The following is a 14,248-nucleotide window of genomic DNA, read 5'->3' on the forward strand; positions in this document are numbered from 1 at the left end:
AACCGCGGTCCCGGTCAGGTCTGGCCGTCAGCCTCCCGTGGTGAACGCTGCCGTGCTCGGCGTCAGGATGTTGCCCGCCAGGTCACGGATGCCCGAGGTGAGGCCGAGCGTGTAGCGCGTCCGCGCTGCGAGCGTGGCGTTCGGGTTGAGCGTCGCGCGCCGTGTGGTCGCGTTGTAGGTGACGGCGGCCGGGACGGTTGCCCCGCTCGGCGAGCGGAGGACCACCGACGACGTGCTCACGCCGGTGACCGCCTCGTTGAAGCCGACCGTCACGTTGCCGACGCGACTGACTCCCACCGCACCCGAGGCCGGGCTGCGGAAGTTCACCACCGGAGCGGGGCCCGTGACGAACGTCCACGTGCTCGACACGAGGCTCACCCCGAAGTCGGCGCTCTTGATCGCCGTCGTGAGGCTCGCCGTGTAGCGGGTGTCGGCGGCCAGCGTGGCATCCGGGTTGAGGGTGGCCGTGCGCGTCGTCGCGTCGTAGCTGACGACGGCCGGGACGAGTGCCCCGCTCGGCGTGCGCAGCACGAACGACGTCGCGTTCACACCGGTCACGGCCCGGCTCAGCGTGGCGGTGACGTTCCCGGTCTGGACGATGCGGGTCTGGCCCGGCAGCGGTGACCGCGTGCTGATGGTCGGAGCCACACCGACCGCGAAGGCGGCCGTCGTGTTCGGACCGACGTTGCCGGCCCGGTCGCGCGCCCCGACGGTGAAGGTGTAGCGACCGTCGGCGAGGGGACCGTAGCTCTGGCCGGTCAGGCAGGCGGCTGCCGCCGCACCCGGCGCGAGCGAGCAGGTGAACGTCGAGCCGGGCTCGCTCGTGAAGCCGAACGCGACAGTCCGGGCCGCTCCCGCAGCCGCAGGCCGCGAGGTGATGGTCGTCCCCGAAGCCACCGTGTCGATCGTGATCGGCAGCGAACCGGCGCCCATCGTCTCCGGGGCCAGACCGGAGACCTCGCCAGCGGTCACCGTGTGGGGGCCGTCGGCCAGAGGCGTCGCGAGCGTGATCGACCACGTGCCGTTGGCGGCCGGCGCCGTCGTACCGGCGAGCGCGCCGTCGACGTAGAGGTTGATCGTGTCGGCCGTGGCCAGGCCGCGGACCCCGCCGAACGTCGGCGTCGAGTCGTTGGTGACGTTGTCGACGGCCGAGCTCCCGGAGTCACTGGCTGCTGCCATGTCAGGTGTGCTGGGGCCACGGTCCGCGGGCGCGCTGCACGGGGCGCCGGGGCCGCCGATCTGCCCGAACTCGAAGATCGTCAGCTCGGTGCCGGCCAGTGGGTTGCCGCCGAGCCACATGCCGCGGCTCTCGTTCTGGGTGCTGGTCGCGCGCTGGATGTCACTGACCCCGCTGGTCTGGTCGACGCCGCCGAGGCCACCGATGGTGGCCGTCCACGTCGTGAGGCCGGGACCGTCGTAGGCGAGCAGCCCGTCGCCGCCCACCGAGTCGGCACGCAGGTCGCGCCTGTTGTTGACGACGAAACGCTGGCCGCCGGCGATGACGCGCGCCTCGATCTGGTCGATCGGGATCTGCCCGCCTCCGGCAGCGACCGCCGTGCCCTTGATCTGGATCGTCGTGGCATCGATCGCCGTGGCCGGCTGGGTCACGGTGACGCCGGCGGTCGTCGTCTGGTCGACGGTGCCCGAGCCGGTCGTGGTCCGCACGACGTCACCGGGCCGGATGTCCGGCGTGACGGTCTCCCAGCAGCCACCTCCGGGGTGGTTGACCTCGACGAGGCCGTCGAACCCGGGCGTGGTGAGGTCGTCCTGCGGATCCACGTGGGCGATCCCGACCGTGAAGCCGCTGCGGATCACCTCGACAGTGACGGGGTCGCCCTGTGCATAGCCGTCCGCCGAGACGAAGTCGCGCTCGGGGAAGGAGATGATCGTGTGGGGAGCCACCGGCGGCTCGTTGATGGCGGCGGCGAACGCCGGCCAGGCTGAACCAAGACCGGCGGCCATCACCACCGTCCCTGTCAGTGTTGTGAAGAATCGTGAGCGTTGCCGTCGCGACATTGGGCATCCTCCTGTGTCGGTGCGGCGGCCGAGTCGAGCCACGGCCACGGCTCCTCCCCCCGACGGCGACGAGCCCACCGCTCGCTCATGGTGTCGAGGGGGCCTTGAGGAAACCTTGTGTTGGCATTGCGTGAAATCGACCGATAGGCGTGATTCGCCGGGCATCCTCGGCAGCAGTCGGGCAGGGCCGGACGCGAGCAGGGGTCGCTCCACGTCGCGCGACCCCCGTCGTGGCAGAGTTGGGTCATGAGCCAGCAGCCCTCCGGGTGGTACGACGACCCGAGCCAACCCGACATGCTCCGCTACTGGGACGGCGTGTCGTGGACGAACCACACCGCGCCGAAGAAGTCGCCGACGGCCTCGCAGAGCACCATCGGCCTGCCGCAGCAGGCCCGCAGCGACCAGGCCTCGGCCGACCGCACGGGGGCCGCTGCACCCACTCCCACCACGCCGGTGCCCCAGGGCAGTGGCTGGCAGAGCCAGTCGCAGACCCCGCAGTACTACCAGCAGGCGCCGGCGAACGCGCAGTGGATGTACAACATCCGCACCACCGCCGACGGCATCCCGCTCGCGTCGTGGGGCAGGCGCCTCGGCGCGTGGTTCATCGACGGCATCATCATCTCGCTGGTGGGCGGCGCCGTCTCGTGGGCGGCGACCCCGCGCATGGGTCAGCTCTTCTCCGAGATGATGACGGCGGCCGAGGCAAACGACAGCGCGCGTCTCACGGCGATCCAGGGCGAGCTCACCGGTCCGGCCCTGCAGTTCTCCTTCATCCTCTGGCTGCTGACGACGGCGTACTGCCTCGTCTTCTGGACCACCACGGCGCAGACCCCGGGCAAGATGGCGCTCGGCATCAGCGTGCGTCGCGCTGCCGAGCCCGGCCCGTTGCCGCTCGGCGTCGCCGTGCTGCGCCGGCTGGTCCCGCTCGCAGGGCAGTTCGTGCCGTTCCTCTCGCTGCTCGACGGGCTTTGGCCCCTCTGGGACGACAAGCGACAGGCGCTGCACGACAAGGTGGCCGGCACCCAGGTGGTCCAGGGCAAGCAGCCGCGCAAGCAGGCCTGACGCGCCGACGCCCACCGCCCCTCCCGTGTGTCGGGTGGGGCGTAAGTGGGTTGCGCCGTTGTCGGGGGTGCGCGGCAGAATCATGGGTGCGCGGTCACCACCGTCGCCACGGCGTCGTCGCCGTTCCTGAACTCTGAAGACAATCGGAGCCCACCTGTGTCCGCACCAAGCACACCACCTGCCAGCCCGGCATACCCCGACAAGATCGACGCGGCCGTCCTCAAGGTCGCCGGGGTCATCGTCCTCGGCGCGATCATGTCGATCCTCGACATCACCGTCGTCAACATCGCCCTGACCAAGTTCCAGACCGTCTTCGCCGAGCCGGGCGGTCAGCCACTGCTCTACTCCACGGTCGCGTGGACGGTCACGGCCTACACGTTGGCGCTCGCGACGGTCATCCCGCTCACCGGCTGGGCGGCCGACCGCTTCGGCACGAAGCGCCTCTACATCCTGGCCGTCATCCTCTTCACGGCCGGCTCTGCCCTCTGCGCGACCGCGGGGTCCATCGAGGTCCTCATCGCGTTCCGCGTCCTGCAGGGGCTCGGCGGGGGCATGCTCATGCCGCTCGGTATGACGATCATGACCAGGGCTGCCGGTCCCGAGCGCATGGGTCGGCTCATGGCCGTGCTGGGCATCCCGATGCTGCTCGGCCCGATCTTCGGCCCGATCCTCGGCGGCTGGCTCATCGACAACTACTCGTGGCACTGGATCTTCCTGATCAACGTGCCGATCGGCGTCGTCGCCGTCGCCTACGCCGTCTGGGCTCTCCCGTCCGACCGACCCGAGCCGTCCGAGTCCTTCGACGTCATCGGCATGCTGCTCATGTCGCCGGGCCTCGCCCTCTTCCTCTACGGCGTGAGCTCGATCCCGGGTGAGCGCACCGTCGGTTCCGCCAAGGTGCTCGCCCCCGGTCTCGTCGGGCTCGCGATGATCGTCGCCTTCGTGCTCTACAGCTTCCGGCCCAGGCACCCGCTGCTCGACCTGCGCCTGTTCACCAACCGCCGGCTCACCGTCGCCACGATCACGATGTTCCTCTTCGGCGCCGCCTTCTTCGGTGGGCTGCTGCTCGTGCCCCAGTACCTCCAGCAGGTGCGCGCCGAGACCCCGCTGCACTCCGCATACCTCATGGTCCCGCAGGGCATCGGCGCGATGCTGACCATGCCGGTCGCGGGTGCGCTCGCCGACCGGTTCCCCGTCGGACGCATCGTGCCGTTCGGGCTCGTCGCGATCGTCGCCGGCATGTTCGCCCTCACTCAGGTCGGCCCCGACACCTCCTACTGGGGCTACATCATTCCGGTGCTCTTCGTGATGGGTCTCGGCATGGGCGGCACGATGATGCCGATCATGACGTCGGCGCTCAAGACGCTGACCCACCACCAGGTGGCGCGCGGCTCGACCCTGCTCAACATCACCCAGCAGATCGCGAGCTCGATCGGTGTCGCCGTCATCTCGGTGGTGTTCACCAACTACCTGAACTCCACCGCCAAGGCCGGCGACGTGCTGAAGGCCCAGTTCAACCCGGCGATCAAGGAACAGCTCGGCCCCAAGGGACTCGTGGAGGCCGTCGCCGAGCTCGCCGACGTCTACGGCAAGACGTTCCTCATCGCGGCCATCCTGTGTGCCGCAACGCTCATCGCGGCGGCGTTCCTGCCGCGCAGGCACGAGGAGTCGCGCCTGCTCGACGAGGAGGCAGCCGAAGCGGGTGCCGCCCCGGTCGTCCTGCACTGACGGTCAGCCTCACGGCCGACGTCGAGTGCCCACCTCCGCGAGTCGGAGGTGGGCACTCGTCCGTCCGGGGCCGGCAGGGCAGTCTCAGCGTGCCGGGATGATCGTCCCGGTGACCTCGGCGACACCGATGCGGGCGCCGTCGGGGCCGGGGGCCCAGGCCGTCATGGTCACCGTGTCGCCGTCCTCGAGGAAGCCGCGCGTCGTGCCGTCATCGAGGGTGAGCGGTTCGGTGGCGTTCCACGTCAGCTCGAGCAGGCTGCCCCGGCTCTCGCGGGTGGGGCCGCTGATGGTTCCCGACGCGAAGAGGTCGCCGTTCCTGATGGAGGCACCGTTGACGGTCAGGTGCGCGAGCATCTGCGCCGGCGACCAGTACATCGCCGCGTGCTCCGGCCGTGAGACGACCGTGCCGTTGAGGGTGACCTCGAGGTGGATGTCGAGGCCGAACGCGTCACCCTGCAGGTAGGGCAGGATCTGCGGATCCGTCTGTCCCGGAAGGGCCGTCCGCGCCTCCGAGAGCGCGTCGAGCGGTGTCACCCACGCGGAGACCGACGTCGCGAACGACTTGCCGAGGAAGGGGCCGAGCGGGACGTACTCCCAGGCCTGGATGTCGCGGGCGCTCCAGTCGTTGAGGATGACGACGCCGAAGAGGTGGTCGCCGGCCTCGTCGACCGACACCCGCGAGCCGAGCCCCGTCGACCCGCCCACGACGTAGCCGAGCTCGGCCTCGATGTCGAGGCGGGTGCTCGGGCCGAAGACGGGGGCCGGATCGGACGGCGCCTTGCGCTGCCCGGTCGGTCGCACGACGTCCGTGCCCGAGACGACGACGGTCCCCGACCGGCCGTGGTAGCCGATCGGCAGGTGCTTCCAGTTCGGCGGCAGCGCCGCGTTGTCGGGACGGAAGATCTTTCCGACATTGCTGGCGTGGTGCTCGCTGGCGTAGAAGTCGACGTAGTCGGCCACCTCGACGGGGAGGTGGAGCACGACGTCGGCGAGCGGGTGCAGGTGCGGGGACACCCCGTCGCGGTGCACCTCGTCGGTGAGGACCTCGGTGAGCCACTGCCGCGCCACCGTCCACGCGGGCCGGCCCAGGGCGAGGAACGCGTTGAGGCTCGGCGTCAGCCAGGCCGTCGCGAGGTCGGGTCCGTCGCCGACGAGTCCGGCATCGCGGCCGATGGCCGCGACCGCGCCGGCGTCGAGGACGAGGTCGCCGATGCGCACGCCGACCCGTCGCGCAGGGTCGGCGCCCGTGCTGAAGACGCCGTAGGGGAGCGTGTGGATGCCGAACGGGTGGTCGGCGGGGACGTCGAGCCAGGTGGACGGCTGGTCGGGCGGTGTCACGCGGGAGTCTCCTTGGTGGGAACGAGACCGAGCGCCTCGAGCTCGGTCAGCGGGTCGAGCACACCGCAGCAGCCGTATGCCGTGAAGCTCCGACGCAGGCGGCGCGCGTCATCCTCGTGCAGGCCCGAGACCGCGGTGACGAGGACCTCGGTGTCGCGGCGGGTCAGCTCACCCGCGAGCTCACGGGTCTCGGCGCCGTCGAGCGCCTCGTGGGTGGCGAGGAGCACGTTGAGCAGACCGTGCATCGGCTCGCCGCCGTGGTCGCCGCGAACGGCGTGATGAAGGCCGCCGGTCAGCTTGAACGACAGTCCGCGCAGCACGACGGCATCGATGAACGCGGCCAGGGTGGTCTCGTCGGGCCAAGGCCAGGCGGGGGTGACGCCGGTGCGGAACTTGGCGGTGACGTCGTGCTCGTGGTCGACGGCCTCGGCGATGTCGTCGAGGCCCGACTCCTGGTCGGAGCCGAGGCCGACCTCGACCACGAGGGGAACCCCCAGGTCGAGGGCGCGGCGCCAGCCGGCGTCGCCGTCCGACCATCCGAGCTCGGCAGCGGCGACGACGACCCGGGGGTCCTCGCGCAGCAGCTCGACGGCGTCGAAGAGCGGCTCGAGCGGCGACCCGGGACGCACGACGAGCCCCACCTCGAGCGGCTCCGCCACCGCTCTCTCGTCCCGCGCGGCCAGCCCGGCGAGCTCGCCGGCCGCGGTGGCCGGCACGAGCAACGGGCCCAGGTGGGCGGCATACGGCCCGGTGCGGCGGTCGAGGTGCTCGCGGACGGCGACGTCGACGGGCGCGAGGCCCGGTGGGAAGACGGCGGCGTCGTCGACGAGGTGGTCGAAGAGGGGCGCGAACGGCGTCCTTGACATGACCGGGAGCGTACTCCACTGTTGCAATAGTGATACACCTGCGTCCGCTGAGCGGACGCGCTCGATGGAGAGGCTCGCACCCGTGGCGCACTACCAGGCTGTCGGCAACATCCCGCCCAAGCGGCACACGCAGCACCGCCGTCCCGGTAGGGGCCGCGCACCGGGCGAGCTCTACTACGAGGAGCTCATGGGCGAGGAGGGGTTCAGCTCCGACAGCTCGCTCCTCTACCACCGCAACATCCCGTCGACGACCGTCCGCGCCGCGGTGTGGGAGCTGCCCGACCAGTCGACCACTCCCAACCACCCTCTCGTGCCGCGCCACCTCAAGCTGCACGACCTCTTCGACGCGAAGGCGGTGCGCGGCACCGACGTCGTCACCGGGCGACGCCTCGTGCTCGGCAACGGCGACGTGCGCATCTCGTATGCCGTTGCGGCACAGCCGAGCCCGTGGTACCGCAACGGCATCGGCGACGAGTGCGTCTACGTCGAGCGCGGCCGCGCACGGGTCGAGACCGTGTTCGGCTCGTTCGACGTGGGGGAGGGCGACTACGTCATCCTCCCGCGCGCGACGACGCACCGCTGGATCCCGAGGCCCTCGACGAAGGACCCGCTCCGGGTCTACTGCATCGAGGCCAACAGCCACATCGCGCCGCCGAAGCGCTATCTCAGCAAGTACGGCCAGCTGCTCGAGCACGCCCCCTACTGCGAGCGCGACCTGCGCCAGCCCGACGGGCCGCTGCTCGCCGAGGACATCGGCGCCAGGCCGGACGAGCAGACCGAGGTCTACATCAAGCACCGCGGGAGCGGTCCAGGAGGCGTCGTCGGCACGGTCCACACGCTGCCGTTCCACCCGCTCGACGTCGTCGGCTGGGACGGCTGCCTCTACCCGTACGTCTTCAACGTGCGCGACTTCGAGCCGATCACCGGCCGCATCCACCAGCCGCCGCCCGTCCACCAGGTCTTCGAGGGCTGGAACTTCGTCATCTGCAACTTCGTGCCGCGCAAGGTCGACTACCACCCCCTCGCGATCCCGGTTCCCTACTACCACTCGAACGTCGACAGCGACGAGATCATGTTCTACGTCGACGGCGACTACGAGGCCCGCAAGGGCTCCGGCATCGGCAAGGGGTCGATCTCGGTGCATCCGGGCGGCCACCCCCACGGGCCCCAGCCCGGCGCCACGGAGGGGTCGCTGGGCGTCGAGCGGTTCGACGAGCTCGCGGTGATGGTCGACACCTTCCGTCCGCTCGAGCTGGGCGAGGGTGGTCTCGCTGTCGACGACGGCCTGTACGCGGCGTCGTGGTCCAGGGGACTCGGCAGCACCGCCGCGCCCGGTGGCGCGCACTCCGAGGGCTGACCGCAGTGGCTGGCCCCGGGTCCGGTCCGGGTGGCGGGCGACCCGAGTCGTCGCAGACCCTCGACCGCGGCATCCGGGTGCTCGAGGCGCTGGCCGGTGCCGGCGACCCCGGTGGCCTCACGGTCACCGAGATCGCCGCTGCGCTCGGTGTCGGGCGCCCGGTCGTCTACCGCCTCGTCACGACGCTCGAGGAGCACCGGCTCGTCTCGCGGGCGGCTGACGGCCGGGTGCGCCTGGGGCTCGGCGTGAGCCGGCTGGCCTCGGCCGTCACGCCGATCGTGCGGGCCGAGGCGCGTCCGGTGCTGCGTGAGCTCGCCGACGCCGTCGGCGCGACCGCGCACCTCACCATCGCGGAAGGTGACGAGGCCCTCGCCCTGGTCGTCGTCGAACCGTCGTGGACCGACTTCCACGTCGCCTACCGCTCCGGTGCGCGCCACCGGCTCGACCAGGGGGCCGCCGGGCGCGCCATCCTTGCCGGCCGTGCAGGGTCACAGGGGCCCGTCGCGACCGACGGCGAGCTGCAGGCCGGGGCGCACGGGCTCGCCGTTCCGCTCGGCGTCGGCGCCCAGGGCGCGCCCGGAGGTATCGAGGCCTCGGTCGGGGTCGTCTCCCTCGAGCCCCTGGACGCGCGCACCGTCGGCCCACGCCTGCTGCGGGCGGCCAAGGCGCTGCGCTCGGTCCTGCGCTGATCCCGGCCCGACAGGTCGAGGTGTCCGCTCGCGCCGCAGCGCGGCGGCATACCTCGACGCCGACCTCGGCGACGCGTCAGTCAGCCGGCGACCGTCGGGGAGCCGAGCAGCCGCACGCCGACCTCGCGCAGCTGCGCCAGGGCGGCGTCGGTGGTGGGGCGCGCGACGCCGGCGGTCAGGTCGAGCAGCACGGTCGTGTGCAGGCCCTCGCGGTGGGCGTCGAGCGCTGTCGCCCGCACGCAGTGGTCGGTGGCGATGCCGACGACGTCGACCTGCGAGACGCCTCGCTCCTTGAGCCAGTCGGCCAGAGGCGCGTGCTCGTCGTCGTCGGACCGGCCCTCGAACCCGCTGTACGCGGCGGCGTGCTCGCCCTTGCGGAAGACCGCCTCGACGTGCCCGAGTGCAGCTGCGAGACGCGGGTGGAACTCGGCGCCCTCGCTGCCGGCGACGCAGTGCACCGGCCACGTGTCGACGTAGTCGGGGGCCTGCGAGAAGTGGTCTCCCGGGTCGACGTGCCAGTCGGCCGTGGCCACGACGTGGTCGTAGTCCGCGGCGTGGCGGCTCACGTGCTCACTGACCTGCTGGGCCACCAGCGCACCCCCTTCGACGGCGAGCGACCCGCCTTCGCAGAAGTCGTTCTGCACGTCGACGATGATGATGGCCCGCTTCGTGCTCTCGGGAGCACCGCCAGGATGCTTGCTGCTCGACTCGACCACGGCTCAGTCCTCCTCGTAGATGGTGGGGATCACCGGCTCACCGCGTGACAGCTGGGCGGCCGCGCGGGGCAGCTCGGCGCGCGAGGCCTCGTGGCGGGCGCGGGCCTCGTGGATGTCCTGGTGGTCGACGACCTCGCCGCCAAGGACCAGCTCGACCATGAGGGAACGGTCGTCGCCGTCGTCACGCGGTCTCTCGCCGATGCCGATGACCTCGGCCTGCGCGACTCCGTTGCCGTCGAGCCGCCGCATCGCCCACTTGCGGCCACCGACCGAGGTCTTGTCCTTGCTCTTCTTGGCGACGCCCTGCATCTCGCCGGAGGCGTCCTCGCGCTGGACGAGCTTGTAGACCATCGACGCGGTGGGAGCGCCCGAACCGGTGACGAGCGCCGTGCCGACGCCGTAGCCGCTGACCGGCCCGGCTGCGAGGGCGGCGATGGCGTACTCGTCGAGGTCGGACGTCACGATGATGCGGGTGTCCTTGTTGCCTGCCGCGTCGAGCTGGGCGCGCACCTCGGTCGCCTGGATGAGCAGGTCGCCCGAGTCGAGGCGAACGGCACCGAGCTCCGGCCCGGCGATGTCCATGGCGAGGGCGACAGCCGACCTGACGTCGTAGGTGTCGACGAGCAGCGTCGTCCCCTTGCCCAGCGACTCGACCTGCGCCGTGAACGCCTCCTTCTCGGAGTCGTAGAGCAGCGTGAAGGCGTGCGCGGCCGTGCCGGTCGTCGGCACGCCGTAGCGCCGGCCCGCCTCGAGGTTGCTCGTCGCATCGAAGCCGGCGACGTAGGCGGCGCGGGCAGCAGCGACGGCCGACTCCTCGTGGGTGCGCCGCGAGCCCATCTCGATGCACGGCCGGCCGCCGGCAGCCGCCGTCATCCGGGAGGCCGCCGAGGCGATCGCCGTGTCGTGGTTGAGTATCGACAGGACGAGCGTCTCGAGGATCACGCCCTCGGCGAAGGTGGACTCGACGACGAGCACGGGCGACTGCGGGAAGTAGCACTCGCCCTCGGCGTAGCCGCTGACGTCGCCCGAGAACCGGTAGGACGCCAGCCAGTCGACGGTCGCGCGGTCGACGACCTCGTTGTCGGACAGGAACCGCAGCTCGTCGTCGCCGAAACGGAACTGCTCGAGCGCCTCGAGGACCCGGCCGGTGCCCGCGATGACCCCGTAGCGCCGCCCGTCGGGCAGCCGGCGCGCGAACGCCTCGAAGACGCAGCGCCGGTGCGCCTCGCCCGTGGCGAGTGCCGCCTGGAGCATGGTCAGCTCGTAGTGATCGGTCAGCAGCGCCGTGCTCGCGGCGCGAGGGCTCGTCGGGCTCACCCTCCTCACCCTATGCGGGCGCAGGTCCGTGACGCCGTCGCGACCTGGCTGCCCCGCCCGGCGTGGTGCCGCCGGCCCGGGGACCTAGGGTGGCCCTGTGACCCCAGCCGCCCCCTCCCTGGCCCCCGTCGAGCAGGAGGTGACCTCGACCGAGGACGTCGTGGCGCCCGACCTGCCCTGGGTGACGATCGTCTGGAACGACCCGGTCAACCTCATGACGTACGTGACCTGGGTCTTCGAGACGTACTTCGGCTACGCGCGGCCCAAGGCGGAGAAGCTGATGATGGATGTCCACGTGAAGGGCAAGGCGGTCGTCTCCAACGGCCCGCGCGAGTCCATGGAACGGGACGCGGAGGCCCTGCAGGGCTACGGCCTCTGGGCCACCTTCGAGAAGGACGAGTGATGGCGCGCGCCTTCCTGCGCGAGGACGACGACTACGTCGCGCTGCTCGACACGACCGAGCGCACGGTCCTCTACGGCCTGATGCAGCAGACCCGCATCCTGCTGTCCCCCGAGATCGAGCCCACGGGTGACGCGTTCGACGACCTCGTCGCCACGATGGGCCTCTCCCTGAGCGCAGCCGACCAGGAGTTCGGGCCGGAGCCTGGGGACGGGCTCGGTGCGGGCGAGACTGGGGCACGGCCGGACTCGTCTGCCCTCGCCGACCGTGACCCCGCCCTCGACCGGCTCCTGCCCACTGCGCACCGCGGCGACGACCAGGTGGCGGCGGAGTTCCGTCGGCTCACCGAAGAGGGCCTGCGACAGCGCAAGAGCGGCAACATCGACGTCGCCCTCGACCGCCTGTCGGAGGCCTCGGGCGACCGCGTGGTGCTCGGCGAGCAGCAGGCTCCGGCCTTCCTGATGGCCCTGACCGACGTGCGCCTGCTCCTCGGCGAGCGCATGGGGATGCGCACCGAGGAGGACGCCGAGGCCCTGCATGCCGCCATGGAGGTCATCGACGACGACGACCCGCTCGGCTACGCCATGGCGTGGTACGACTTCCTCACCTGGCTGCAGGAGACGCTCACCCACGCGCTCATGGGCACCGACCTCAGTCTCGGCGAGACGGCATACGACGAGGACGACGGCGACGAGGACGACGAGGACGACGAGGACGACGAGGACTCCGACGACGAGGACTCCGACGACGACGGCGGGCCACGCGGCGCGGTGTGACACACCCGACGCCCCGGTCGCGGGCCGCGGTCGGCGTCGGCACCTAGGCTCGTCCCGTGGACGTCACGATCGTCGGGTGCTCCGGATCCTTCGCCGGCCCACGCTCGCCCGCGTCGTCGTACCTCGTGCAGGCCGAGCACGAGGGCCGCACGTGGAGCATCGTGCTCGACCTCGGCAACGGGGCGCTCGGCGCCCTCCAGACGCACGTCACGCCGTATGCCGTCGACGCCGTCCTGCTCAGCCACCTGCACGTCGACCACTGCATCGACATGTGCGGGCTGTACGTCATGATGCGCTACGTCCCGGGCGGTCCGGGTCGTGCGGCGATGCCCGTGTGGGGCCCACCGGGCACCGGTGTCCACCTGGCCCGGGCCTACGGCGGCGGCGACGGCGAGGACGTCTTCGGGACCTTCGACTTCCACGACCTGCGCGACCGTGAGCCCGTGACGGTCGGGCCGTTCACGGTCACGCCCGTCCGGGTGAACCACCCCATCGAGGCCTTCGGGTTCCGGGTCGAGGCCGACGGTCGCACCCTCGCCTACACCGGCGACACCGACACGTGCGACGAGCTGTCCGACCTCATGGTGGGTGCCGACCTCGTCCTGGCCGACTCGGCGTTCGTCGACGGCCGTGACAGCGTGCCCGGCATCCACCTGTCGGGCAGGCGCGCCGCCGAGGCCGCCGTCCGGGCGGGTGGAGTCGGGCGCCTCATGCTCACCCACATCCCGGCGTGGAACGACCCCGAGGTCTGTCGCGAGCAGGCCGCGGCGGTCTGGCCGGGCAAGGTCGAGCTCGCCGAGCCGGGCGCCAGCTACACCATCTGACGCCGCGCCGTCCGCCAGGCGGTGGACTCCCGGGTGACCCCGGGTGTCACCGGGGTATGGACTGTCCCGATGTGCTGCCGGCGGCATCGGCCTGCCGGCACCCACCGAAGACCGACGACCCTGACGACCCTGACGACCCTGACGACGACCCAGGAGGCACCATGCAGCAGCGAACCATCGGAACGAGGAAGGTCAGCGCGATCGGACTCGGCGGCATGCCGATGTCGATCGAGGGGCGGCCCGACGAGGCCCGCTCGATCCGCACGATCCACGCGGCCCTCGACGCCGGTGTCACCCTCATCGACACGGCCGACGCCTACCACCGCGACGCCGACGAGATCGGGCACAACGAGTCGCTCATCGCCAAGGCGCTGTCGTCGTGGTCGGGCAGCGCCGCCGACGTGCTCGTCGCGACCAAGGGCGGTCACCTGCGCCCGGGTGACGGCTCGTGGACCCTGAACGGGCGTCCCGACCACCTCAAGGAGGCCGCGAAGGCGTCCCTCTCGCGGCTCGGCGGCGAGGCCCTCGGCCTCTACCAGTTCCACCGACCCGACCCCGGGGTGCCGTACGCCGAGTCCGTCGGGGCGCTCGCCGAGCTGCTCGACGAGGGCGTCATCGAGATGGCCGGCATCTCGAACGCCGACCCCGCACAGATCCGTGAGGCCCAGGAGGTGCTCGGCGGGCGGCTGGTGTCGGTGCAGAACCAGTTCTCCCCGGCCTTCCGGAGCAGCGGCGCCGAGCTCGACCTGTGCGCCGAGCTCGGCATCGCCTTCCTGCCGTGGAGCCCCCTCGGCGGCATCAGCAGGGCCGGCGACCTCGGCACGCGCCACGACGCGTTCGCCGAGGTGGCGCGTGCCCACGACGTCAGCCCGCAGCAGGTGGCCCTCGCGTGGGAGCTCGCGCTCGCCCCGGTCGTCGTGCCGATCCCCGGCGCGTCGCGCCCCGAGAGCATCGAGGACTCCGTGCGCGCCGCCGACCTCGAGCTGTCCGCCGACGAGGTCGAGCGACTGTCGGCGGAGTCCACGGACTGACCGCCGGCACCCGCGGTGGGGACCCCCGCCCTCGGCATGGCTAGCCTCGACGTCAGTGTCAGGGTGACAGCACCGCTCACGCGGTGGTTGGGTCCTGATCATCGGTCGTCTGGCTCATAGCCTCGGTG

Annotated in this window: 13 protein-coding genes; 8 read left to right on the forward strand and 5 right to left on the reverse strand. The window is 71.6% G+C overall.

Translation table 11 applies throughout. The features are described 5' to 3' along the window. Positions 1 to 27: 27 nt before the first annotated feature. A complete protein-coding gene (locus ACFQ2V_RS13785) occupies positions 28 to 1,902 on the reverse strand; it encodes an Ig-like domain-containing protein (RefSeq protein ID WP_386053375.1) in 1,875 nt (624 codons plus the stop codon). Between the two features lie 360 nt (positions 1,903 to 2,262). Between ACFQ2V_RS13785 and ACFQ2V_RS13790 the strand changes: the two genes are divergently transcribed. Next, a complete protein-coding gene (locus tag ACFQ2V_RS13790) occupies positions 2,263 to 3,078 on the forward strand; it encodes an RDD family protein (protein WP_386053376.1) in 816 nt (271 codons plus the stop codon). Positions 3,079 to 3,234: 156 nt separating this feature from the next. Continuing rightward, the gene (locus ACFQ2V_RS13795; protein WP_386053378.1) at positions 3,235 to 4,806 is read left to right on the forward strand and encodes a DHA2 family efflux MFS transporter permease subunit; all 1,572 of its coding nucleotides are present in this window, start codon (positions 3,235 to 3,237) and stop codon (positions 4,804 to 4,806) included. Between the two features lie 84 nt (positions 4,807 to 4,890). Here ACFQ2V_RS13795 and fahA read toward each other — a convergent pair whose 3' ends face one another. Next, positions 4,891 to 6,144 (reverse strand): fumarylacetoacetase, encoded by a 1,254-nt coding sequence (gene fahA, locus ACFQ2V_RS13800; protein WP_386053379.1) that lies wholly within the window; start codon positions 6,142 to 6,144, stop codon positions 4,891 to 4,893. Beyond that, positions 6,141 to 7,010 carry a hypothetical protein gene (locus ACFQ2V_RS13805; RefSeq protein WP_386053380.1) on the reverse strand — a complete coding sequence of 290 codons (870 nt, stop codon included), beginning with the start codon at positions 7,008 to 7,010 and terminating at the stop codon, positions 6,141 to 6,143. Before ACFQ2V_RS13805 ends, fahA begins: the two co-directional genes overlap by 4 nt. Before the next feature lie 82 nt (positions 7,011 to 7,092). Here ACFQ2V_RS13805 and ACFQ2V_RS13810 point away from each other — a divergent pair, with 82 nt between their 5' ends. Further along, on the forward strand, positions 7,093 to 8,367 hold the full coding sequence (locus tag ACFQ2V_RS13810) for a homogentisate 1,2-dioxygenase (protein WP_386053382.1): 1,275 nt from the start codon (positions 7,093 to 7,095) through the stop codon (positions 8,365 to 8,367). 5 nt (positions 8,368 to 8,372) lie between these two features. Then, positions 8,373 to 9,056, forward strand: coding sequence for an IclR family transcriptional regulator (locus ACFQ2V_RS13815; protein ID WP_386053384.1), 684 nt, complete (start codon positions 8,373 to 8,375; stop codon positions 9,054 to 9,056). An 80-nt stretch (positions 9,057 to 9,136) separates the two neighbouring features. On the opposite strand, the gene ACFQ2V_RS13820 is transcribed toward ACFQ2V_RS13815, so the two are convergent. Together ACFQ2V_RS13820 and ACFQ2V_RS13825 are read right to left on the reverse strand one after the other, a co-directional pair. Next, on the reverse strand, positions 9,137 to 9,772 hold the full coding sequence (locus ACFQ2V_RS13820) for an isochorismatase family protein (RefSeq protein WP_386053386.1): 636 nt from the start codon (positions 9,770 to 9,772) through the stop codon (positions 9,137 to 9,139). A 3-nt stretch (positions 9,773 to 9,775) separates the two neighbouring features. Continuing rightward, positions 9,776 to 11,026 (reverse strand): nicotinate phosphoribosyltransferase, encoded by a 1,251-nt coding sequence (locus ACFQ2V_RS13825; RefSeq protein WP_386053401.1) that lies wholly within the window; start codon positions 11,024 to 11,026, stop codon positions 9,776 to 9,778. A 160-nt stretch (positions 11,027 to 11,186) separates the two neighbouring features. On the opposite strand from ACFQ2V_RS13825, the gene clpS reads away from it, so the two are divergent. The 4 genes from clpS to ACFQ2V_RS13845 all read left to right on the forward strand — a co-directional run bounded on the left by clpS (position 11,187) and on the right by ACFQ2V_RS13845 (position 14,120). Next, on the forward strand, positions 11,187 to 11,492 hold the full coding sequence (gene clpS / locus ACFQ2V_RS13830) for an ATP-dependent Clp protease adapter ClpS (protein ID WP_386053388.1): 306 nt from the start codon (positions 11,187 to 11,189) through the stop codon (positions 11,490 to 11,492). Then, the gene (locus ACFQ2V_RS13835) at positions 11,492 to 12,265 is read left to right on the forward strand and encodes a DUF2017 domain-containing protein (RefSeq protein ID WP_386053389.1); all 774 of its coding nucleotides are present in this window, start codon (positions 11,492 to 11,494) and stop codon (positions 12,263 to 12,265) included. The genes clpS and ACFQ2V_RS13835 overlap by 1 nt, the downstream gene beginning before the upstream one ends. Before the next feature lie 56 nt (positions 12,266 to 12,321). Further along, positions 12,322 to 13,089 carry an MBL fold metallo-hydrolase gene (locus tag ACFQ2V_RS13840; RefSeq protein ID WP_386053391.1) on the forward strand — a complete coding sequence of 256 codons (768 nt, stop codon included), beginning with the start codon at positions 12,322 to 12,324 and terminating at the stop codon, positions 13,087 to 13,089. A 161-nt stretch (positions 13,090 to 13,250) separates the two neighbouring features. After that, positions 13,251 to 14,120, forward strand: a complete 870-nt coding sequence (locus ACFQ2V_RS13845) for an aldo/keto reductase (protein ID WP_386053393.1) — start codon at positions 13,251 to 13,253, stop codon at positions 14,118 to 14,120. The last annotated feature ends 128 nt before the right edge of the window (positions 14,121 to 14,248 follow it).

This window comes from Terrabacter terrigena, from assembly GCF_042676085.1.
GTDB classification, from domain to species: domain Bacteria; phylum Actinomycetota; class Actinomycetes; order Actinomycetales; family Dermatophilaceae; genus Terrabacter; species Terrabacter terrigena.

Excerpts from the sequence above, each read along its gene's own strand:
- ACFQ2V_RS13790 (WP_386053376.1), top strand. The coding sequence starts at position 2,263 with ATGAGCCAGCAGCCCTCCGGGTGGTACGACGACCCGAGCCAACCCGAC.
- ACFQ2V_RS13805 (WP_386053380.1), bottom strand. The coding sequence starts at position 7,010 with ATGTCAAGGACGCCGTTCGCGCCCCTCTTCGACCACCTCGTCGACGAC.
- ACFQ2V_RS13825 (WP_386053401.1), bottom strand. The coding sequence starts at position 11,026 with ATGCTCCAGGCGGCACTCGCCACGGGCGAGGCGCACCGGCGCTGCGTC.
- ACFQ2V_RS13835 (WP_386053389.1), top strand. The coding sequence starts at position 11,492 with ATGGCGCGCGCCTTCCTGCGCGAGGACGACGACTACGTCGCGCTGCTC.
- ACFQ2V_RS13845 (WP_386053393.1), top strand. The coding sequence starts at position 13,251 with ATGCAGCAGCGAACCATCGGAACGAGGAAGGTCAGCGCGATCGGACTC.